The sequence below is a fragment of the Nocardioides candidus genome, assembly GCF_041321175.1.
Lineage (GTDB): Bacteria > Actinomycetota > Actinomycetes > Propionibacteriales > Nocardioidaceae > Nocardioides.
Genome location: NZ_JBGGWC010000001.1, coordinates 573,664 through 594,355 on the forward strand (window position 1 = coordinate 573,664; position 20,692 = coordinate 594,355).

Genomic DNA, 20,692 nt, shown 5'->3' on the forward strand with positions numbered 1-20,692 from the left:
TGGGCGATCCGGATGGGTGGATCTCAGGAGACGTTGACGATGAGCTCGTGGAGGCCGCTCGCGCCGTCGGGGAACGGCTCGGCGCGGGCCGCGGTCTGGGCCTCGCCGTTGCCGGCGACCGCGCGGGCGGAGATGCGGTGCGAGCCGGAGGGTGCGGACCACTTGAAGAACCACTGGCGCCAGTAGTCGTCGCCCCCGTCGGGCCCCAGGTTGGCGTCCTGCCAGCCGCCGCCGTCGATCTGCACCTGGACGCCCTTGATCCCGCCGCGCTCCTGGGCCCAGGCGACGCCACCGATGACGACGTCGCCCTGCTTCTGGTCGGAGAGCGCCTTCGGGGTGTCGATGCGCGCGGAGATCTTGATGGGCGCGTCGGTGGCCCAGCCGCGGTCGGTCCAGTAGGCCTTCTGGTCGTCGTAGGTGGTCAGCGTCAGCCGGGTCACCCACTTGGTGGCACTGATGAACCCGTAGAGGCCGGGGACGATCATGCGCACGGGGAAGCCGTGCTCGCGCGGCAGCTGGTCGCCGTTCATGCCGAAGGCGAGCATCGCGTCGCGGCCGTCGGTCGCCAGGTCCAGCGGCGTGCTGATGGTCATCCCGTCGACATCGGTCGACAGGATCTGGTCCGCCTTGCTGCCGACACCGGCGAGGGCCAGGACGTCGGTGAGGCGTACGCCGAGCCAGCGTGCCGCGCCGACGTACGGGCCACCGACGCTGTTGGACACGCAGGTGAGGGTGATGTCGCGCTCGATGACGTCCATCGCGAGCAGGTCGTCGAAGCTGAGCGTGACCTCCTTGTCGACGTCGCCGTCGATGGTCAGCGTCCAGTCCTCGGAGCTGACGATCGGCACGTCGAGCCGGGTGTCGACGCGGTAGAAGTCGTCGGTCGGGGTGCGGAAGGGCGTGATGCCCGGGACCTGGTCGTCGAGGCCCTTCGGGAGCGCGGGCGCGGGGTCCTGGGCGGCGGGAAGGTCGATGTCCTCCGGACGGAGCCGGAGCTTGTTGACCAGTCGTCCGCCGACGCCGCCCACCACGGCGAGGCCGCCGAGCACGCCGACCGCGATGAGCACGCCGCGGCGGCCGTTGGCGCCCTCCGGCTCGGAGGCACCGGTCTGCTCGCGTGCCAGCCACACCAGCGCAGCGACCGCGACGGCCGCAGCGACCACGCTCGGGCCCAGGTCGAGGACCGAGGCCTGAGGGCGGGTCAGGACACCACCGGCCGCGATCGCGACGAGCAGGACGAGCAGACCGGCGCCGTACAGGAGGCGCCGCCGGGCCAGCAGGCCCGCGACGCCGGCGAGGAGCAGCACTGCCGCCATGACCGAGCCGACGAGCACCGTCTTGTCCTTGGTGCCGAAGTGCTCGATCGCCCAGTCCTTCATGGGGGTCGGCGTCAGGTCGATGACCGTCGAGCCGACGGCCAGCACCGGGGAGGTGTCGGCCACCGTCAGCGCCGCCACCAGGTGTGCGACGCCGATGCCGGCGAGCGTGGCGAGAACGCCGTACGCCGCCCAGGTCAACCGTGTCCTCATGATGGGTGTTCGGCGCGGAGCCCGCGGCGGATGGGTCGCACTAAGAAACAGTCAGGCCTGATTGTATTTCTGTGGGTCGTCCGCGAGGATGGCCCCATGGCTGACACCCCCGCCGAGCTGGTCCACTACGCCGTCGCCGACCGGGTCGCGACCATCACCCTCGACTCGCCCCACAACCGCAACGCGCTCTCGCGCCAGCTGGTCGGCGAGCTCGTCGAGCGGCTCGAGCGTGCCGAGGCCGACCCCGACGTGCTGGTGGTGCTGCTCGCGTCGTCGGGCCGGGTCTTCTGCTCCGGCGCGGACCTGTCGGAGGCGTCGACCACGCCGATGGAGGAGGGCGCGCGGGCGATCGTCGCGCTGCAGCGCCTGATCGTGACGATGGGCAAGCCTGTCGTCACCGTCGTGGTCGGCGCGGTGCGTGCGGGCGGCATCGGCATCGTGGCGGCGTCCGACATCGCGCTCGTCGCCGACGACGCCACCTTCGCGCTCACCGAGGTGAAGCTCGGCCTCGCGGCCGCGATCATCAGCCTCACGGTCCACCACCGGATGAACCCGCGGGCCGCGGCCCTCACCACGCTCGGCGGCGAGGTCTTCAGCGGGAGCGAGGCGGCGTCGTACGGACTGGTCACCAGGGCGGTGCCCGCCGACGCCCTCGACGACCTCGTGGCAGCCACCGCCGCGAGCCTGGCCACCGGTGCCGCTCAGGGTCTGCGCGAGTCCAAGCGGGTGCTCAACCGCGACCTCGTCGCGCGCATCGACGCCGGTGCCGAGGAGATGGTCGCGCTCAGCTCGCGGCTCTTCGGCTCCGAGGAGGCCCGCGAGGCGATGACCGCGTTCCTCTCGCGCAAGAAGTAGCGGTCGTCGTCGCCGGCGTCGTCCAGGGGACCCGCCGGCACGGGCGGTCGGGGCGCCCACTCGCTCGGCCGCGGCACCGAGCGGACGTGGCGCGACAGCGTGGGGATGAGGGCGACCAGGCCGCTGAGGCCACCGAGCACGGCGACCGCCGGGCCGCCACCGAGCAGCGCCAGCAGTGCGCCGGCCGCCAGGGGCGACAGCGGCAGCGCGGCCATGGCGAGGAACTGGCTCGCCGCCTGCACCCGGCCGACGAGCTCGGGCGGGGTGACGAGCAGGCGGTAGGAGCTCATGCCGGTGTTGCCCGCCGGGTTGAGGAGCATGCCGAGGCCGAGCGCCGCGGCGACCACGGCCGGGTGGTTCCACAACGCCATCGGCGCGACCAGCGGCAGGAAGACCCAGGCGACCGCGATGGTGAGCCGGCCCGTGGGCACCCGCTCGACGATCCAGGGAGCGAGGACGGCACCGACGATCCCCGCCGCGCCGGCGGTGGCCTCGACCAGGCCGATGTGCACGGCGTCGGTCCCTCCGCTGATGAGGCGCAGGATCGCCGCGAAGAAGAGCGCGTTGATGGTCAGGTTCGAGAGCGGCCCCCAGAGGGACAGGGTGCGGAAGAGCGGGCGCGACCAGATGAAGCGCAGTCCCTCGCCGAGGTCCTGCACCGCGCTCCTGCGCGGCCGTGTCGGCTCCGGGGCGGAGAGGTCGGTCCGCAGCCGGCCGAGCAGCAGCCATGAGAGGGCGAAGGTCGCGGCGTCGGCGACGAACGGCACCCACCGGGCGACGGCGTACATCAGACCGCCGGCCGGCGCGCTGAGGAGCGTGGCGAGGTGGAGCCGGGCCTGGTTCTGGCTCATCGCGGTCGGCAGGTCCTCGGCGGGCACGACCGCACGGACCGCGGTGGCCTCCGCGGGCCCGAAGAAGCCGGACCCGGCGCCGGTGAGCAGGGCGACGACCAGCAGGTGCGGCACGGTGAGTGCATCGGCGAGCATCGCTGCGGCGAGCGACGCGTAGAGCAGGGCCCCCACCGCGCTGACGGACCGCATGATCCGGCGGCGGTCGGCGCGGTCGGCGAGAGGGCCCGCGGGGAGGAGCGCGCCCGCCAGGCCGAGGAGGTAGACGGCGTCGACGACCGCTGCCAGGCCGGTCGATCCGGTCAGCGCGAAGGTGAGCAGCGGGAAGACGAAGAGCGACGCCCGGCTCCCGACCTCGCTGATGGTCTGGGCGATCCAGAGCACGGTGAAGTCGTGGTTGCGGCTCAGGGCACGGTACGACGGCATATCCGCACGTTATAGTGCGCAATAAACATTGCGCAATAGTGCGTGCGCAATTTGGTAGGCTGGTGGCGTGCCGTCGAACCGTTTGGTCCGTGACCCGAAGATCCTGCGCGCGATCGCGCACCCCGCGCGCAACCGGATCCTCACCGAGCTCACCGCCAGCGGACCGATGCGCGCCGCCGACCTGGCCCGCGAGCTCGGCCTGCCCGCCAACCAGATGAGCTTCCACCTGCGCCAGCTGGCGAAGTACGGGCTGGTCGAGGAGGCGCCCGAGGCGGCGCGCGACCGGCGCGACCGGGCGTGGCGCGCCGTCTCCGACGACGGGGTGCGGATCGACCTGGGCGAGATCGAGAAGGCGCCCGGTGGGCGCTCCGCCGCCGCTGTGTTCCGCCGGCACCGCGTGGCCTGGGGCCACGCGGTGGTGGAGGCGGCGTACGCCGAACCGCGCGGCGACCGCGACATCCTCCGCACGGTGACGGAGACGGCCGTCCGCCTGACGAAGGACGAGGCGAGCGAGCTCGCCGCCGAGCTCGACGCGGTGGTGGATCGGTGGGCCGAGCGCACCCGCGGCACCGACGACGACCGCCGCACCTACCTGTGGTTCTCGGTCCTCCAGCCGCACCCCGAGGATCCGGACCCCGATCTCTGAGTCCCGGCGAGGGGCGCGTCAGGCGGCGGCCGGCTGCCGCGCGTCCTCCGCCGCCTCGGCGACCTTGGCTGCGTGGAACCGTCGGCCGGGCAGGGCGACCAGACCGACAACGGCGGCGGCGAAGCACAGCGCAGCGAGCACGGCGCAGCCGGTGGTGAGGCCCGACAGGAACGCGTCCTGCACGGCGCTCACCAGGGCGGGGTCGGCGCCGGCGATCCCGAAGGCGACCGGCACCGAGTCGCCCGCTGCCTGCGCCTGCCCGGTCGAGGCCATCGCGCTGTCGACCAGCCGGGCGCCGAAGACCGACGAGAAGACCGACCCGATCACGGCGACTCCGAGAGTGGCACCGAGCTCGCGGGTCGCGTCGTTGACGGCCGAGCCCACGCCGGCGCGGGCCGGTGGGAGGACGAGCATGATCGACTCCGTCGCCGGCGTGGAGATCAGTCCCATGCCCAGCCCCATCAGCACCATCTGCGGCACGATCGTCGCCGCGTAGGAGGTGTCGACCTCGACGGAGGAGGCGATCCAGGCCATCGCGGTGCCGAACGAGACCAGGCCGGTCACGACGACGGCCCGGGTGCCGACCCGCGGCGCGAGGATGCCGCCGGCCACCGAGGCGACGGCGATCGAGATCGCGACCGGGAGGATGCGTGCGCCCGTCGCGAGTGGGCCGAAGTCGCGCACGACCTGGAAGTACTGGGTGATCAGGAAGATGAAGCCCGAGAGCGCGAAGAACGTGACGGTCACGGCACCGCTCGCGGCGCTGAACCTCCGGTCGGCGAAGAGGCGTACGTCGAGCATCGGGTGCTCCGCCGCGCGCTCCACGGCCACGAAGACCGCCACCAGTGCGGCCGCCGCGGCGAAGCCTAGGACGGTGAACGCGCTGCCCCAGCCGTGCTCCGGCGCCTCGATGACCGTGTAGGTCAGGGTGCCGAGCATCGCCACCGACACCAGCAGTCCGCGCTTGTCGAGCGCGGGGACGGAGGCATCGCGCGACTCGGGGACCAGCGCGTAGGCGAGGCCGGCGGCGACGAGCGCGAGCGGCACCAGGGCCAGGAAGATGCTGCCCCAGTAGAAGTGCTCGAGGAGCAGGCCGCCCGTCACCGGCCCCGACGCGACGCCGACGCCGACGACCGCCCCCCACCCGCCGAGCGCGGCCGCGCGCTGGCGCCGATCGGTGAAGGTGTTGGAGATGATCGACAGCGTCGTCGGGAAGATCAGGGCGGCGAACGCCCCCATCACGAAGCGAGCGGTGATGAGAGCACCCGCGCTCGTGACGAGCGCGCCGGCGACGCTGGCGAGGGCGAAGCCGAGCAGGCCGACGAGCAGGGCAGGGCGGCGACCGTAGCGGTCGGACATGCTGCCCGCCGCGAGCACGAGGGCGGTGAACGCGAGGTTGTAGCCGTCGACGATCCACTGCAGGTCGCGGGTGCCGGCGTCGAGCTCGGTCGCGATGCTCGGGAGCGCGACGTTCACGATCGTGATGTCGAGGTTGATGGCGAGGGCCGCGACGTAGACGGCGACGAGGATGCCGGCCTTGCGGGATGTGGACGGTGTCAACATGCAGACCATGGTGCGCCGAGATGTTGGCAATGTCAACATGGGTGGGCGGGTCGTCGTACGATGCCGCCGTGACCGGCTACCACCACGGCAACCTCCGCGAGGCTCTCGTGCTCGCGGCCGTCGAGCTGGGACGGGAGAAGGGGCCGGACGGCGTGGTCATCCGAGAGGTCGCCCGGCGTACGGGTGTCTCCCACAACGCCGCCTACCGCCACTTCGCCGACCGGGACGAGCTGCTGCGCGAGGTGGCGCGGGTCGGGCACGAGGAGCTCGCCCGGACGATGGTCGACCGCAAGAGGCGGGTCCGGGTGAAGGACCCCGTCGACCGTGCCCGGCGCCGCCTGCGCGAGGTCGGGAAGGGGTACGTCGACTACGCCCTCGCCGAGCCGGGGCTCTTCGCCGTCGCCTTCAGCTCGGTCGACATCGCGGACCTGACCGTCGCCTACCAGCAGCTCACCGACGCCCTCGACGAGTGCCTCGAGGTGGGGTTCCTCCCGCCCGGGAAGAGGGACGGTGCCGAGCTCTCGTGCTGGGCCGGCGTGCACGGGTTCGCGATGCTCTACAGCACCGGACCGATGCGGGAGGCGTCGAAGAAGGACCGCGACGCCGACCTCAACCGGCTGCTCGACCGCATCGACGACTCCCTGAAGGCGTGACTCCGCGAGAAATTCTGTAAAGTTGAGAACTTGCCGCTCTCGGGGAGCAGGCACCAGCACAGGAACACACAACTCATCAGGGGCGTCGGTGGCAGATCAGCTCGTCGACCGCGAGGTTGCGGCCGAGCAGGCATTCGTCGATCGGGTCTACGAGCAGCTGGAGCGGGCCGGCCAGGCTGCCCAGCAGCTCGCCAAGGAGGGCCACTCGCGAGGGCGGCTCGGTCACGAGGGCGGCCTCGTCGAGCGCGACGCCATGGTCTTCCAGGCCGCGAAGCGCATCGCGCAGCTCGACGCCGCGCACGAGGGGCTGGTCTTCGGACGCCTCGACCTGACGGACGCGGTCGACCCCGAGCCGAGGTACGTCGGCCGCATCGGCCTGCGCGACGACGACCGCGACTCCCTCCTCATCGACTGGCGCGCTCCGGCCGCCGCGGTCTTCTACCAGGCGACGGCGGCGGAGCCGCACGACGTGATCCGGCGCCGGGTGCTGCGCGCCACCGGCGCCAGGGTGATCGGCGTCGAGGACGAGCTGCTCGACGCGGAGGCGCTCGCGGCCGCCGAGGCCGACGGACGCGAGCTGCCCATCGTCGGCGAGGGCGCGCTGATGGCCCAGCTGTCCCGGGCCAGGGACCGGTCGATGCACTCGATCGTCGCCACGATCCAGGCCGAGCAGGACAAGGCGATCCGCGCCCCGGGGAAGGGCGTGGTGTCCATCTCCGGTGGGCCGGGCACCGGCAAGACCGTGGTCGCCCTGCACCGCGCGGCCTTCCTGCTCTACAACGACCGTCGCCGCTACGAGTCGGGCGGCGTGCTCATCGTCGGTCCGTCCGGCGTCTTCATGCGCTACATCGAGCGCGTGCTGCCGTCGCTGGGCGAGACCGCCGTCGCGCTGCGCTCGCTCGGCGAGGTCGTCGACGGGCACCGCTCGACGCGCCACGACGAGCCGGCCGTCGCCGACGTCAAGGGCTCCGAGCGGATGGCCGAGGTGATGCGCCGGGCAGCGCGCCAGCAGGCGCCGGGCAGCCCGCGGGAGTACCGGGTCTTCTGGCGCGACGACCGCATCGTGCTCGACCGCGGTGCGCTCGGTCGGGTGCGTCGCAACCTCATGTCGCAGGGGCGCCGCAACAAGCAGCTGCCGCGCGTCTCCGCCGCGCTGCTCGACGCGATGTGGCGCCAGGTGCGCGGCGAGCGCGGTCGCGAGCAGGGCCGGGAGAAGTTCGACGACGAGATGCTGTCGCGCGACGACTTCCTCGAGTTCGCCCTGAACTGGTGGCCGCCGCTCGACGCGCCGACCGTGCTCGGCTGGCTGCGCGACCCCGAGCTCCTCGGGCGCATCGCCGAGGGCGTGCTCTCGACCGAGGAGCAGCGGCTGCTGCTCAAGTCGTGGAGCGGGCGCGCTGACCGCGACCTCTCCATCGAGGACGTCCCGCTCCTCGACGAGCTGCGCTACGCCCTGGGTGACGTGCCGCAGAAGGCCGACGACGACCGCGACGACCCGCTCGCGCTCATCGAGGGCGCGGTCGACATCCAGGAGCTGATGACCGCCTCCGACCGGGAGTACGCCCCCTCCGGCCGCGCCTGGTCCGCCCCCACCCACAGCATCGACGACGACGGCTTCGCCCACGTGCTCATCGACGAGGCCCAGGACCTCACCCCGATGCAGTGGCGGATGGTCGGCCGTCGCGGCCGCACGGCGTCCTGGACCATCGTGGGCGACCTCGCCCAGTCGTCCTGGCCGGCGCCCGAGGAGGCGGCCGCCGCCCGGGCCGCGGCGCTCGAGGGCAAGCAGCAGCACGAGTTCCACCTGTCGACCAACTACCGCAACAGCGCGGAGATCTACGACTTCGCCGCGGCCTACGCGGAACGGGTCGGCCTGCGCGCCGACCTGCCGGACGCCGTACGCCGCACCGGTGTCGCGCCGACCGAGGTGGTCGCCGACGGCGGCGACCTCGAGGCCGCGACCCGTGAGGCCGTGGTCGCGATCGCCGGCCAGGTGGGTGGCACCGTCGGCATCGTGGTGCCCGTCGCCCGCCGCTCCGAGGTCAACGCCTGGCTCGCGTCGTGGCCGGAGCTGGCCGACGACGCCGCCGGCGCCCGCGCCGCGGTTGATTCCTCGGTGCCGCCCTCGGGCGACGACCGCGTCGTCGTGCTGACCGGCCTCGACACGAAGGGCCTGGAGTTCGACGGGATCGTCGTCGTACGCCCCGAGGAGATCGAGGCGGAGTCCGCGACCGGTCGCGCCACGCTCTACGTCGTGCTCACCCGCGCCACGCAGCTGCTCACGACGATCAGCTGAACCTGCAGCGCCAGAGGCGCGGCCCGGCGGTCCACGACGGTCAGTCGAGAGCCCCGTCGCCGCGCAGCAGGGTGAGTACGGCGAGCACGCGGCGGTTGACGTCGTCGGAGACGTGCAGGTCGAGCTTGCGGAAGATGTGGGAGCAGACCGTCTCGACGGTCTTGCCGGCCAGGTAGAGCTCGCTGGCGATGGCCGCGTTGGAGCGCCCCTCCGCCATCAGGCGCAGCACCTCCAGCTCGCGACGCGACAACCGGTCCAGCCGCCCCCCGGAAGGCGGCCGGACCGACGTGTCCGAGTGGACGAGGGTGAGCGTCACCGGAAGACCGGCCCGCCGCGGTAACGACGCACGCGACCCTTGACCGGCTCGGCCACGCGCGAGGCGCCGGTGAGCGCGAGCACCCGGGCGCCCGCCTCGACCGGGCTCTCGCTCGCCTTCTTCAGGATGGCAAGCACGCCGGCCTGGGTGCGTCGCAGCTGCTGGTAGGTGTCGTGCAGGACGTCCTCGCCGGAGCGGATGTCCAGCTGGGCCTCGCACATGTGGTTCCAGCGGGCGCGGAGGGCCTTGAGGAGGTTCTCGGGGCAGCCGAAGTACTGCGCCCACTCCTCGCGCCAGGGGAGTGCGCCGGACATGTCGGCGGCGGCGGTCGCCTCGACCTCGCGGAAGATGGCGGTGCGGGCGTGGGTCTCGTTCCAGGTCATTGCTGTGTCCTTCCGGGTGAGCGGTGGGGAGTCACCGCTGCGTTACGGGAGGAGGAGGGGCGGACCGGCCGGCCTGATACCGGAAAAATTCAAGTATCAAGTGGGCTGCGTCACGCCTCCTCTTTGCGGGACGATGCACCTGATGGACACGACGGAACCGCTCGCGAACCTCGTCCCCGCGGCGCGGGAGGGGGACCAACATGCCTGGGACACGATCGTCGAACGCTTCCTGCCGCTGGTGGGGGCGATCATCCGTCAGCACCGGCTCTCCGATGCCGACGGCGACGACGTCAGCCAGACCGTGTGGCTGCGGCTCGTGGAGCACCTCGGTGCCCTGCGCGAGCCGGACGCACTCCCCGGTTGGATCCGTACGACGACCCGCAACGAGTGCCTGCGCGTCATCAACGCGCGGGGCCGGATGCGCCCGGTCGACCCGCAGGCCGACCATGGCCTCGATGCCGTCGTCGACGACATGGCGGACGCCGAGCTCGTCGCGGCAGAGCGCCGCCAGGTGCTGCGTGCCGCTCTCAGCGAGCTGCCGGCCGGTCGTCGTGACCTCCTGCTCCTCCTGCTCGAGGACCCACCCGTCCCCTACGAGGAGATCAGTGCCCGCCTCGGCATCCCCATCGGCAGCATCGGCCCGACCCGCGCCCGTGCACTCGACCAGCTGCGCAGCACCCCGTCGTTGCGCGGTCTCGGCCCCGACCCCGTGGGAGGTCCGTCATGACCAGGTGGGATGAGCTCGGCGACGACGAGCTGATGGCCGAGCTCGCCTCGGCGGTGGCCGAGGAGACCGACGGTGGCGAGGTGACCGCGCGCCGGCGCGAGGCCGCGCGAGCCGCCTTCACCTGGCGCACCGTCGACGCCGAGCTGGCCGAGCTGCTCCACGACTCCGCGCTGGACGCCGGCGCCGCTGTGCGCTCGTCGGGCTCGTCGGGCTCGGCGCCGCGCTCGTTGTCCTTCATCCGGGGCGCGGTGACCATCGAGATCGAGGTCACCGGCCAAGCCCTGCTGGGCGAGGTCGTCGACGACGACCGCTCGGACGGCCCGACCACCGTCTCCCTGCAGCGCCCCGACGCCGAGGACCGGGTCGCCGAGACCGACGCCTCGGGCTTCTTCCGCTTCGACGACGTCGCCCCCGGCCCGGTGCGGTTCGTGGTCGCCCGCTCCGGTTGGTCCCTCACCACCCCCTGGGCGACGCTGTAGCAGCGCGCGTAGTTGTGAAAGTGACCCATAGGTCACTCTCACAACTACGGAGGGGTCAGAGCGGGCCGATGATCGGGCTACCGTCGGGACCGGCCGGCGCAGCGGCGCACAGCTCATCGAATGCCTTCCACGGGTCGGTGAGGTTCGCGGTGGCGCTCATGTGGGCGGCAATTGCTCCCGTCACTGTTGGCGTTGCGAAGGAGGTACCGCTCCACACGGCGAGTCCTTCGAAGGTACGAACGTCGGGAACCCCAGCGTGGACGTTCTCGGCGTAGTGGCAGGTGTAGGTCCCCACGGGGAACGCGTTGACGAGGTCACGTCCGCGTGCATAGGCCTTCACCCACCTGCCGTAGTTGGAGAAGTCGGACCGCTTCTGGTCGGGATCGACCGAGCCGACGCCGATCGCCCACGGGTAGGCGGCGGGATAGAACTCGTCGTCGCACGCGTCGTTGCCAGCGGCTGCCACCACGATGGTCCTGACTCCGTCGTCGAAGCCCTTCGAGGCAGCCAGGATCTCGAAGCCGAGCAGCCCCATGTTCCTTCGCGTGTGTGTGCCGGCGGAGATGCTGATCAGTTGAGGTAGGTCGTCCTCATGGATCGCTTCGTCGAGCTGTGCGCAGATCTCCGACTCGTAGATCGCGCCTCCATGGGTGAGTGCTCCCTCGACCTCGATGCGTGCACCAGGCGCTAGGCACTTGATGACGCCCGCAACGAAGGTGCCGTGGCCGGCGTACTCGCGGATGGTCGATCCACTGAGGACCTCGAGATCCTGGGGGTCAGCCGTCACGTCGGAGACCCACGGCGTCGCGGGGTTCTTGGCCGCGTCAGCCCACCACCCGGTGTCGACCACGGAAACGCGGACTCCGCGTCCAGCTGCCGAGTCGGTCGCGAGTGCGGGGACCGGCTGGGCCGATCGAGGCACCTCCGGCTCGGTCTCAGGACAGAACTTGCCGATCGCCGTCACGTACATGATGTGGTCCGGGGCAGCGAGAGGTTCACGACGTTCCGCCCGGTCGGGGTATTCCCGATCGATGTCGTCGAGTGTCGCCAGGACGGAGTCCTGCTGATCGCGGCGCCGGGGAACCTCGACCACGACCAGCTTCTCCCGAACGGGCTCGGTGACTCGCCGCAGCTCCCCCTCGAAGAGCTCCTGGCGGACGGGGTCAGCGAAGAACCTGGCGAGGAGCTCGAAGTCATCTCCGTCACGCACCAGCATGCGGCGGGGGTGGTAGAGGAATTTCCCTTCTGCATCGTCCTTTGCCCGTGCCGGTCCGTCGCCCGATGCCACGGCAACGGAGTCGTCGCCGAACTCTTGGGCGAACGCGGACCGGATCACCCCCACCTGGGCGCGAGCGCGGTCGGCGTCGACCCGGTTGTGATCGGGTCGATCGATGGGCGGCTTCGTCTGCCACCAAGGGAGTCGGCGACAGACTTTGGAAAGGAAATCGCGCAGGGAGATGACAGGACGGGGGGTCTCGCTCATGACGCTCCTCAAGGAGAGCAGGGAGGGAATGCGCAACGACCGAAGCCGTGAGCGGCGCTAACGTAGTCCCGCGCCGAGATGGCCGTAAACAGGGCAAACCCCCGAAATATCCGAGGCGACGATGCAGGATCTGGTGGAGCTCGCGCTCGAAGACCCTGGGGAGGCGCGTCGACGAGCTGAGCTGGTGCTGGCTGAAGAGACCGATCCGCTGCTGCGCTCCTACGCGCACCACTGCCTCGGCGTCGTCTTTCGCGACGCCGGTCGAATCAGCGACGCGCTCGACCAGCTCCAGCTCGGTCTGCTCGCAGCTCGTGACGCGCACCACGGCGACCGCGAGCGGGACGTGCGTGCGACCTACGGTGTAGCGCTGGCCCTCGGGGGACAGACCGATGCCGGGCTCTCCGAGCTCCGATCCGCGCTCGAAGGTGCGACGGGTGAGTCCGGGGCGAAGGTGCGGATGCGGTACGCCGGCGTGCTTGCGGTCCTCGGCCGCTACGACGACGCGGCGACCAGCATGCGTGTTGCCCTCGCCGAGATGGTCGGGTCGAAAGACGTCGACTGGGTCGCTCGGACCCGGGTCTGGCTCGGTCACCTCGAGCTTCGTCTGGGGCGCATCGACGTCGCAGAGCGGGAGATCCTCGAGGCGGAAGAGATGCTTCGGCACTCGGGAGCAACCCTGCAGTGGCTCGCTGCAGTCGAGAACCTCGCCGAGATAGCGGTAGCGCGCGGGGACCTCGCCACCGGCCTGCGGTCCTACGCCGACGCCATTGCTGCATACGAGGCAGCCGGACATCCGCCGCGCCACGAGCTGGTTGTCCTCTATGCGGATACGGCCATGGCGGCTGGCCTTTCTGCCGACGCGTCGACCTTGCTGGAAAGCCACCACGCCGTCGCCTCCCTCACACCTGTCGAGGAGGCTGAGCTCGATCTCCGCAGGTCTGCGGCATTCCTGGCGATAGGTGATACGCACCGAGCGACGGCATCCGCCCGAGCGGCCCGTACGAAGTTTCGCGATCAGCGCCGCGCCTGGTTCGAGCTCAGGGCAAGCCTCGCCGAGGTGCGCGCGCGCGCGTCAAGCGGCGAGGCGGCTGGGCTCTCTCGGAAGGCCAGGGAGGTTGCCGCAGCCCTTCACGCCGAAGGTGGGGTCGAGGCGGCGAGCGCCCTGATCTTGGCGGGCAAGTTGTCCGCCGCCGACGCCCGCCGTGCCCTCTGGCATGAGGCATCGGCGTACCGGTCAAGTCCCAACGGGCTGGTGCGGGCGGCAGCCTGGTTGGCAGCGGCCTATGAGCGGGAGTCTCAGGAAGACGCGCGCGGCGTCTTGAGCGCCTCGGCCGCCGGACTGCGGGCGATCGACGAGCACCGGCGGTTGATGGGGTCCTCCGAGCTCCGCGCCCTCGCGACCACCCACGGCCGTGAGCTCACCGAGATCGTCCTCCGCCACGCGGCGCACGACCCCCGGACCCTCCTCCGCTGGAGCGAACGGACCAGGGCGACGGCGCTCGCGCAGCCGCCCGCCACCTCCGACGCGGCCGTCATCCCAGCGTCCCTCGCCGCGCTCCGTGACAACGGCCGCCGGCTGGCCGAGGCGCGCCAGGCGGGGGAGCCGACGGAGGACCTCGAGAGGGAGCGGCTCCGTCTGGAGCGCGCGGTCCGCACGGAGAGCCACACGATCTCGGCCGACAGCGACCCGCAGCGGCCGGCCAGCGCCGAGGAGGTTGTCGCCGGGGTCGGAGACGGGTGCCTCGTCGAGCTGGTCGACGTGGACGGGGTGCTCCACGTGCTCGTCGTGCACAAGGGGCGGGTACGGCGGAAGGTCGCCGGCACGACCAAGGAGGTCGCCGACCTCCTCGGCCCGGCATCGATGCTGCTGCGAAGGACGGCCCGCGGCCGGCCGGCCAGCACCGCCGACGTCGGTCAGCGGCTGCAGCAGGCGATCCTCGGTGACGCGGCACGGATCATCCCCGACGGCCCGGTCGTCCTGGCCCCGACCGCGCGCCTCCACGGCCTCGCGTGGTCGCTGCTGCCGACGCTGCGCGACCGGCCGTACGGCGTCGTGCCGTCGGCCGGCCAGTGGCTGCGCGCCACCGCTAGGCGCCGGCCGGAGGAGCGCCGGACGTTGCTGGTGGCGGGTCCCGACCTGGAGTCCGGCGGGGCGGAGGTCCCGCTGCTGGCCGAGCGGCACCCGGACGCCGTGCTGCTGGACGGACGGGACGCGACCCTTGCGGCAGTGCTCGAGCAGCTCGACGGGGCCGACCTCGCGCACCTGGCGACCCACGGGCACTTCCGGGCGGACAGCCCGTTGTTCTCCTCGCTCGACCTGGCGGACGGACCGCTGACGGTGCACGACCTCGAGCGGGTCAGGACCGCGCCCTACCGCGTCGTGCTCTCGGCGTGCGAGTCCGGCGTACTCGCTCCGGTCGGGGCGGAGGAGCTGCTCGGCCTGGCCGCCGCGCTCTTCTCCCTCGGTACGGCCGGTCTGGTCAGCAGCGTCGCCGAGGTCAACGACGCCGCGACCGCGGAGCTGATGGTCGGCCTCCATGACGCCCTCGCGCGCGACGAGGCCCCGGCGCAGGCGCTGCTCGAGGTCCGGAGAGCCGCGGCCGACGACCCGGTCGCCTCCGGGACGGCGGCCGCGTTCGTCGCGCTCGGCGTCTGACTCAGTCGGTGTCCGAGGGCTTCGCCTCGTGCCCCGCGCGCCCGTCGTGCGATCGACGGTCCTCCTTCATCTCCGCCTCGTAGAGGTGGCGCCGCCCACCCACCAGCGCGTCGCGGGCCTCGCGCTCGAGGGTGCGGAAGAGGGAGTAGTAGCCGTCGTCGTACTCCTCCATGATCTGGAAGGTCCACCGTCCCTCGAGCACGTTGCGACCGACGAGCTCGCGCTCGAACCGGTCGGCGAGCTCGGAGTGGCCGGCCTCGCGGAGCTGGTCGACCCCCTTGCCGAGGGTGAGGTCCGCGGTGCCGGACAGGCGGTGGAAGGTGTAGAGGTGGCCACGGGCGATCTCGACGGCCTCGAGGGCCTCGGAGATGTTGCCGAGCGCCTCGACCGTGAGGTCGTCGACGCCGTCGGGGCGGGTGTGCTCGTCGTCGGGTCCCATGCCCGCATATTTCCCGGTTTGGCCGATTCCACAACGGGCACCGGCGATCTTGGCCGCGGCGGCCGAGAGACGACCGCCGCGCGTCGCCCACGCTGGTGGGCAACGACCACCCGGGAGGAGGGCTCCGTGCGGATCCAGGCTGACCTCGGCAAGTGCGAGGGCCTCGGCATGTGCGAGGCGATGGCGAACGACTACTTCGAGGTCGACGAGGACGAGGAGCTGGTCAACGTCCTCGACGACGCACCGCCGGAGTCCGACCGGGCGCACGTGTACGCCGCCGTGCAGGCGTGCCCGGTCCAGGCGCTCTCGCTCCAGGGTTGACCGCAGCCCTCCGGCGGGGCGGGATCACCCGCGCCAGCAGGCGTTGGTGCGGGTGACCAGGTCGTCGACGACGGCACAGAAGTCGCCGCCGCTGCGCTCGTGGGCGGCGTGCTGACGCGCGGCCCCGCCACCGGCGAGGACCCGTTCGACGCCTTCGGCGGTGAGGTCGACATCGCCGCACGCCTCGAGGGCGGCGCGCGTCCGCGCGACGAGCGACGCCAGCACCTCCCGCGCGGGACGCAGGTCGCCGGTCGTCGGGCAGAGCAGACGGTCGGAGACGCCGAAACGAGCGGCGCGCCACTTCGCTGCCTGCAGCATCTCCGCACGCCAGACGGGCTCGTGGTCGCCCGGTCCGTCGGCCAGCGACATCACGAGGGCCCGCACCAGCGCGGCGATCAGCAGCGCATCCTCGGGATCGGTGCACACGTCGGCGATGCGCACCTCGACGGTCGGGTTGCCGGGGGAGAGCCGGGCGTCGAAGTAGAGCATCTTCTCGTCGCGTGCCGCGCCGGAGGCGATCATCCGACGGCAGGCGTCGCGGTAGCCCTCGACCGACCCGAACCGTTCCGCCGGCCCGACGCTCGGCCAGCGCGCCCACAGCTGCGAGCGCCACGAGTGGTAGCCGGTGTCGTGGCCCTCGGCGAAGGGCGAGTTCGCGCTGATCGCGAGCAGGAGCGGCAGCCACGGCGCGAGCCCGTCGATCACGGCGACCCCCTCCTCGTCGGAGTCGATCCCGACGTGCACGTGCATGCCGCAGATCCCCGCGAGACGGGCCACGTCGCCGTACTCCTCCAGCATCGCGAGGTAGCGGTCGTCCCGCGAGATCTCGGGCTCGCCGCTCGCGACGGGGCTGGTGCCGGCGGCGGCGACCTGCACGCCGGCCCGCTCGGCCGACTCGGCGGCGGAGCGCCGCTGGAGCACCAGGTGCCGGCGGACCTCGTCCATCCCGACGAGCGGCGTGGTGCGGATCTCCAGCTGGTGGAGGAAGAGCTCCTTGTCCAGCTGCTCGTCGTCGGCCGCGCCGGGCAGCGTCGTCGCGTGCTGCAGGACGGCCTGCGACCGGGGCGCGAGCCGGCGGGTGTCGGGGTCGACGAGGAGCAGCTCCTCCTCGATGCCGAGAGTGCGGGGTTCCACGGCCCGGAGGTACCCGGCACCCGACGGCTCCAGCCGCATAGGCTTCCGCCATGACTCAGCCGTCGGGCGGGCCCGCTCTCACGCCCAGGGAAGCCATCACGGCCATCCAGGGGCACGAGGCCTGGGCCATCATCCGGCGCTCGACGCGGGCGGGTGATCGCGACACGGTCGGCGTGCTCGGCGGTCGCCGCTGGGTCGCCGACTCGATCATGGACATCCCCCTGGAGGAGGGTCCGCCGGCCGAGGGCAGGCAGTGCGACCGGCTCGTCGCCGTACCCTTCCGCCAGGTCACCGAGCGCGGCTTCCAGGCGCACGACGACGGCACCCCGCTGGTGGTCGTCGACGTCGAGGAGGAGCGGGAGTACGCCGTCGCGGAGGTCATCGACGCGATCGACCCCGTCGACGTCGACTTCACCGACCGGGGCGGGTTCGAGACCGCCGACGGCGACTACGCCAAGGTCGTCGAGGCGATCATCAAGGACGAGATCGGCCAGGGCGAGGGCGCGAACCTCGTCATCGGGCGGCACTACCGCGCGGTCGTCGCCGACTGGGACGCGGCCAAGGCGCTGACCGTCTTCCGCCGCCTCCTCGAGCGCGAGCGCGGCGCGTACTGGACGTTCCTCTTCTTCACCGGCGACCGCTATCTCGTCGGCGCGAGCCCCGAGCGGCACGTGAGCGTGCACGGCGGCGACGTGCGGATGAACCCCATCTCCGGCACCTTCCGCGTGCGCCCGCCCGCCGGGGACGACCGCCGCATCGAGGCCCGACTCCTCGACTTCCTCAAGGACGAGAAGGAGATCTACGAGCTCTTCATGGTCGTCGACGAGGAGCTCAAGATGATGTGCGACATCTGCCACGAGGGCGGCCAGGTGCTCGGCCCGTTCCTCAAGCCGATGACGCACCTGATCCACACCGAGTACCTCCTGGCGGGCCGGAGCAAGCGCGACGTGCGCGAGATCCTGCGCGACACCATGTACGCCGCCACCGTCACCGGGTCGCCCGTCGAGAACGCGTGCCGGCTGATCAAGGAGTACGAGTCGGAGGGACGCGGCTACTACGGGGCCGCGCTCGCGGTGATCGGCCGCGACGAGGACGGCCTGCCGGTCATCGACAGCCCGATCGTCATCCGCACCGCCGACGTCGACCTCGACGGCCGGCTCAAGGTCACCGCGGGAGCCACGTTGGTGCGCGACTCCGACCCGGCGTACGAGGTGGCGGAGACCCACGCCAAGGCCGGGGGGATCCTCTCGGCCTTCGGCCTGGTGCCGTCGGCGCCGCAGCACGGCGTCGACCTCGCGCAGCTGGCCGCCGACGAGGACGTGCTGATCGCGCTCAACGCCCGCAACCGCCGGCTGTCGGGGTTCTGGCTCACCGACCAGGCCGGCACCCCGCCGGACCCGCGGCTGGCGGGCATGAGCGTCGTGATCCTCGACGGCGAGGACGACTTCGTGAACATGCTGCGACACCTGCTCGCGGTGATGGGCATGTCGTCGGCCGTGGTGCGTCACGAGGACTACACGCCCGGGTGCCTCGACGGCTACGACCTCGTCATCGTCGGTCCCGGGCCGGGCGACCCGCGCGACGACGCCGACCAGAAGATGGTCAACCTGCGTCACGCGGTGTCGTCGCTGCTCGCGGCCGAACGGCCGTTCCTCGCGGTGTGCCTGGGCCACCAGGCGCTGTGCCACGAGCTCGGCATCCCGCTCGGCTACAAGGACATCGTGTTCCAGGGCACCCAGGCGCAGGTCACCGTGCACGGCCGCCGCGAACGGGTCGGCTTCTACAACACGTTCGTCGGCCGGGTCGGGCCCGACGACGAGCTGCCGGCCGGGGTGTCCGTCGAGACCGATGCCGGCACCGGCGACGTCAACGCGCTGGCGGGGCCGCACTACCGCGGCGTGCAGTTCCACGCCGAGTCGGTGCTGACCGAGCGGGGCTGGGACATCGTCCACGACCTCGTCTCCGCCGTACTGCTGCCTGCTGCTGACGATGGGCCGCGCGCCTGACGTCGTGGTGGTCGACCACCACGACTCCTACACCTACAACCTGGTCCACCTGGTCGCTGGTGTGACCGGCGAGCTGCCCGTGCTCGTGCAGCACGACACGTGCACGCTCGATCAGCTCGGTGCCTTCGACGCGATCGTGCTGTCGCCCGGGCCCGGGCACCCCGACGAGCACGACTGGTCGCTGCTCGGCCTCGGTCTGCCTGTGCTGGGGGTGTGCCTCGGGATGCAGGGCATCGTGACGGCGTACGGCGGCGTCGTCGACCGGGTGCGACCCGCGCACGGCCGCGTGGCAGAGATCGAGCACGTCGGTCGCGGCATCTTCGAAGGCATCCACGAGACCTTCGACGCCGTGCGCTACCACTCGCTCGCGGCAGACGGCCATGCGCTTCCGGGTGTCCTCGAGGAGACAGCTTGGTGCGAAGGGGAGGACGGCTCGATCCCGGTGATGGCCGTCGCCCACCGGTCGCTGCCGATCGTCGGCGTGCAGTTCCACCCCGAGTCGATCCTCACCGAGCACGGCGCGCGGCTGGTCGCGAACTTCCTGGAGCTCGCGTGACGACCCGCGGTGACGCGGCCGAGGCGTTCGCCGCGGTGGCCGGCACCCATCCGCGGTGCGTGTGGCTCGACGGGGGTGGCGCGCGCGAGTGGTCGCGCCGGCGCTCGATCATCGCCTGGCTCGACGACGACGACGTCTCCCTCACCTACGACGCCGCCGCGCGGGAGGTGACCCGCCATGCGGGCGGGGTCAGCGTCGTGGTCGGCGACGACCCGTTCGTCGTACTGGAGGCGGAGCTGGCAGCGGGCGCCCCGAGCGACCAGTGGTTCGGGTACTTCGGCTACGCCGCGCGCCCCGACCTTCCCGCGACCCCCGATCCCGACCTGCCGGACGCGATCTGGATGCGGCCGTCGCTCATCCGGATGTTCGAGCACCGCGCCGACGAACTGGCGGAGGGTTTCGGTCACTTGTCGGGGTTTGCAAACGCCGACAAGTGCAGGAATCCCCGGTCGACCGGGGATTTCCCGCCGCCCGGGTACGCCCAGGCGTTCGCCACGGTGCAGGAGCACCTCCACGCGGGCAACTCCTACGAGGTCAACCTGACCCACCGGCTCCGGGTGCCGAGCGAGGTAGACCCGGCGACGGCGTACCTCCGTCTCCGCAGCCTCAACCCCGCGCCCTACGCAGGCTTCCTGCAGCACTCCGTGCCCGGCCGGCCCGACGCGTCGGGGTGGCTGCTCAGCTCCTCACCGGAGCGCTACGCACTCGTGACCGACGACCGGGTGCTCGAGGCGAAGCCGATCAAAGGCACCACCCCGCGCGGTCGAACGCCTGCCGAGGACGATGCGGCGAGGGAACGGCTCGCGACGGACGCGAAGTACCGCGCCGAGAACCTGATGATCGTCGACCTGCTCCGCAACGACCTGTCGCAGGTCTGCGAGGTCGGCACGGTGAAGGTGCCGACGCTGATGGAGGTCGAGTCCTACGCGTCGGTCCACCAGCTCGTGTCCACGGTCCGCGGCCGGCTCCGCCACGACGTCACCACGGTCGGCGCACTGCGCGCCCTCTTCCCCGCCGGCTCGATGACCGGTGCCCCGAAGCTGCGCACGATGGAGATCATCGAGGAGGTCGAGGCGACGCCGCGCGGTGCGTACGCCGGCGCGTTCGGCTGGGTCTCCGGCGACGGCCGCGCCGACCTCGGCGTCATCATCCGCACGCTGCTCACCGCCGGTGACGACTACCTGATCGGCACCGGCGGTGGCATCACTGTCGACTCCGACGTGGTGGAGGAGTACGCCGAGACCCGCTGGAAGACCGACCACCTCCTCCGCGCCTTGGAGTCGTCCGAGCAGGAGTGACCTGGAGGTCGCGGGCGCCCCAGGCGCAGCCTTGCCCTGAGCAAGAAGTTTCGCTTCGAACTATTGACGGGCGCGTGC

General features: G+C 71.9%; 18 protein-coding genes and 1 pseudogene. 11 read left to right on the plus strand and 8 right to left on the minus strand.

Features of this window, described 5'->3' with window-relative positions; all coding sequences use genetic code 11:
- Positions 1-23 precede the first annotated feature (23 nt).
- The gene (locus ACAX67_RS02810) at positions 24-1,529 is read right to left on the minus strand and encodes a molybdopterin-dependent oxidoreductase (protein WP_370702292.1); all 1,506 of its coding nucleotides are present in this window, start codon (positions 1,527-1,529) and stop codon (positions 24-26) included.
- Between the two features lie 96 nt (positions 1,530-1,625).
- Here ACAX67_RS02810 and ACAX67_RS02815 point away from each other — a divergent pair, with 96 nt between their 5' ends.
- Entirely contained in the window at positions 1,626-2,384 is a 759-nt protein-coding gene (locus tag ACAX67_RS02815) for an enoyl-CoA hydratase-related protein (protein ID WP_370702293.1), read from the plus strand.
- A 227-nt stretch (positions 2,385-2,611) separates the two neighbouring features.
- Here ACAX67_RS02815 and ACAX67_RS02820 read toward each other — a convergent pair.
- A pseudogene (locus tag ACAX67_RS02820) lies at positions 2,612-3,658 on the minus strand (MFS transporter); the annotation flags it as partial.
- Positions 3,659-3,725: 67 nt separating this feature from the next.
- Here ACAX67_RS02820 and ACAX67_RS02825 point away from each other — a divergent pair.
- Positions 3,726-4,304, plus strand: coding sequence for a winged helix-turn-helix domain-containing protein (locus ACAX67_RS02825; protein WP_370702294.1), 579 nt, complete (start codon positions 3,726-3,728; stop codon positions 4,302-4,304).
- Positions 4,305-4,322: 18 nt separating this feature from the next.
- Here the strand turns inward: ACAX67_RS02825 and ACAX67_RS02830 are convergent, their stop codons facing one another.
- Positions 4,323-5,867, minus strand: a complete 1,545-nt coding sequence (locus ACAX67_RS02830) for an MFS transporter (protein ID WP_370702295.1) — start codon at positions 5,865-5,867, stop codon at positions 4,323-4,325.
- A gap of 68 nt (positions 5,868-5,935) precedes the next feature.
- Here ACAX67_RS02830 and ACAX67_RS02835 point away from each other — a divergent pair, with 68 nt between their 5' ends.
- Together ACAX67_RS02835 and ACAX67_RS02840 are read left to right on the plus strand one after the other, a co-directional pair.
- Entirely contained in the window at positions 5,936-6,520 is a 585-nt protein-coding gene (locus ACAX67_RS02835; RefSeq protein WP_370702296.1) for a TetR/AcrR family transcriptional regulator, read from the plus strand.
- Between the two features lie 88 nt (positions 6,521-6,608).
- The gene (locus ACAX67_RS02840) at positions 6,609-8,816 is read left to right on the plus strand and encodes a HelD family protein (RefSeq protein ID WP_370702297.1); all 2,208 of its coding nucleotides are present in this window, start codon (positions 6,609-6,611) and stop codon (positions 8,814-8,816) included.
- 40 nt (positions 8,817-8,856) lie between these two features.
- Here ACAX67_RS02840 and ACAX67_RS02845 read toward each other — a convergent pair whose 3' ends face one another.
- Both ACAX67_RS02845 and ACAX67_RS02850 read right to left on the minus strand, forming a co-directional pair.
- Positions 8,857-9,132 carry a response regulator transcription factor gene (locus ACAX67_RS02845; RefSeq protein WP_370702298.1) on the minus strand — a complete coding sequence of 92 codons (276 nt, stop codon included), beginning with the start codon at positions 9,130-9,132 and terminating at the stop codon, positions 8,857-8,859.
- Positions 9,129-9,515 (minus strand): hypothetical protein, encoded by a 387-nt coding sequence (locus ACAX67_RS02850; RefSeq protein ID WP_370702299.1) that lies wholly within the window; start codon positions 9,513-9,515, stop codon positions 9,129-9,131. The genes ACAX67_RS02845 and ACAX67_RS02850 overlap by 4 nt, the downstream gene beginning before the upstream one ends.
- Positions 9,516-9,657: 142 nt before the next feature.
- On the opposite strand from ACAX67_RS02850, the gene ACAX67_RS02855 reads away from it, so the two are divergent.
- Positions 9,658-10,242, plus strand: a complete 585-nt coding sequence (locus ACAX67_RS02855) for an RNA polymerase sigma factor (protein WP_370702300.1) — start codon at positions 9,658-9,660, stop codon at positions 10,240-10,242.
- Positions 10,239-10,721, plus strand: a complete 483-nt coding sequence (locus tag ACAX67_RS02860; RefSeq protein WP_370702301.1) for a hypothetical protein — start codon at positions 10,239-10,241, stop codon at positions 10,719-10,721. The genes ACAX67_RS02855 and ACAX67_RS02860 overlap by 4 nt, the downstream gene beginning before the upstream one ends.
- Before the next feature lie 55 nt (positions 10,722-10,776).
- Here the strand turns inward: ACAX67_RS02860 and ACAX67_RS02865 are convergent, their stop codons facing one another.
- Complete coding sequence (locus ACAX67_RS02865) at positions 10,777-12,204, minus strand: S8 family peptidase (protein ID WP_370702302.1); 1,428 nt, start codon at positions 12,202-12,204, stop codon at positions 10,777-10,779.
- 184 nt (positions 12,205-12,388) lie between these two features.
- Here ACAX67_RS02865 and ACAX67_RS02870 point away from each other — a divergent pair, with 184 nt between their 5' ends.
- Complete coding sequence (locus tag ACAX67_RS02870; protein ID WP_370702303.1) at positions 12,389-14,860, plus strand: CHAT domain-containing protein; 2,472 nt, start codon at positions 12,389-12,391, stop codon at positions 14,858-14,860.
- 1 nt (position 14,861) lies between these two features.
- Here ACAX67_RS02870 and ACAX67_RS02875 read toward each other — a convergent pair whose 3' ends face one another.
- The gene (locus ACAX67_RS02875; RefSeq protein ID WP_370702304.1) at positions 14,862-15,299 is read right to left on the minus strand and encodes a hypothetical protein; all 438 of its coding nucleotides are present in this window, start codon (positions 15,297-15,299) and stop codon (positions 14,862-14,864) included.
- Between the two features lie 126 nt (positions 15,300-15,425).
- Between ACAX67_RS02875 and ACAX67_RS02880 the strand changes: the two genes are divergently transcribed.
- The gene (locus tag ACAX67_RS02880) at positions 15,426-15,620 is read left to right on the plus strand and encodes a ferredoxin (RefSeq protein ID WP_370702305.1); all 195 of its coding nucleotides are present in this window, start codon (positions 15,426-15,428) and stop codon (positions 15,618-15,620) included.
- 24 nt (positions 15,621-15,644) lie between these two features.
- Here ACAX67_RS02880 and ACAX67_RS02885 read toward each other — a convergent pair whose 3' ends face one another.
- Entirely contained in the window at positions 15,645-16,754 is a 1,110-nt protein-coding gene (locus ACAX67_RS02885) for a carboxylate-amine ligase (RefSeq protein ID WP_370702306.1), read from the minus strand.
- Positions 16,755-16,804: 50 nt separating this feature from the next.
- Between ACAX67_RS02885 and ACAX67_RS02890 the strand changes: the two genes are divergently transcribed.
- The 3 genes from ACAX67_RS02890 to ACAX67_RS02900 are packed head-to-tail and all read left to right on the plus strand — an operon-like array spanning position 16,805 to position 20,614.
- Entirely contained in the window at positions 16,805-18,760 is a 1,956-nt protein-coding gene (locus ACAX67_RS02890) for an anthranilate synthase family protein (RefSeq protein WP_370702307.1), read from the plus strand.
- Positions 18,744-19,316: an anthranilate synthase component II gene (locus ACAX67_RS02895; RefSeq protein WP_370702308.1), complete on the plus strand. Its 573-nt coding sequence runs from the start codon at positions 18,744-18,746 to the stop codon at positions 19,314-19,316. Before ACAX67_RS02890 ends, ACAX67_RS02895 begins: the two co-directional genes overlap by 17 nt.
- Positions 19,313-20,614 (plus strand): anthranilate synthase component I family protein, encoded by a 1,302-nt coding sequence (locus ACAX67_RS02900; protein WP_370702309.1) that lies wholly within the window; start codon positions 19,313-19,315, stop codon positions 20,612-20,614. Before ACAX67_RS02895 ends, ACAX67_RS02900 begins: the two co-directional genes overlap by 4 nt.
- Positions 20,615-20,692 lie beyond the last annotated feature (78 nt).

Excerpts from the sequence above, each read along its gene's own strand:
- ACAX67_RS02830 (WP_370702295.1), bottom strand. The coding sequence starts at position 5,867 with ATGTTGACACCGTCCACATCCCGCAAGGCCGGCATCCTCGTCGCCGTC.
- ACAX67_RS02810 (WP_370702292.1), bottom strand. The coding sequence starts at position 1,529 with ATGAGGACACGGTTGACCTGGGCGGCGTACGGCGTTCTCGCCACGCTC.
- ACAX67_RS02875 (WP_370702304.1), bottom strand. The coding sequence starts at position 15,299 with ATGGGACCCGACGACGAGCACACCCGCCCCGACGGCGTCGACGACCTC.
- ACAX67_RS02855 (WP_370702300.1), top strand. The coding sequence starts at position 9,658 with ATGGACACGACGGAACCGCTCGCGAACCTCGTCCCCGCGGCGCGGGAG.
- ACAX67_RS02850 (WP_370702299.1), bottom strand. The coding sequence starts at position 9,515 with ATGACCTGGAACGAGACCCACGCCCGCACCGCCATCTTCCGCGAGGTC.
- ACAX67_RS02890 (WP_370702307.1), top strand. The coding sequence starts at position 16,805 with ATGACTCAGCCGTCGGGCGGGCCCGCTCTCACGCCCAGGGAAGCCATC.
- ACAX67_RS02895 (WP_370702308.1), top strand. The coding sequence starts at position 18,744 with ATGGGCCGCGCGCCTGACGTCGTGGTGGTCGACCACCACGACTCCTAC.
- ACAX67_RS02865 (WP_370702302.1), bottom strand. The coding sequence starts at position 12,204 with ATGAGCGAGACCCCCCGTCCTGTCATCTCCCTGCGCGATTTCCTTTCC.
- ACAX67_RS02815 (WP_370702293.1), top strand. The coding sequence starts at position 1,626 with ATGGCTGACACCCCCGCCGAGCTGGTCCACTACGCCGTCGCCGACCGG.
- ACAX67_RS02860 (WP_370702301.1), top strand. The coding sequence starts at position 10,239 with ATGACCAGGTGGGATGAGCTCGGCGACGACGAGCTGATGGCCGAGCTC.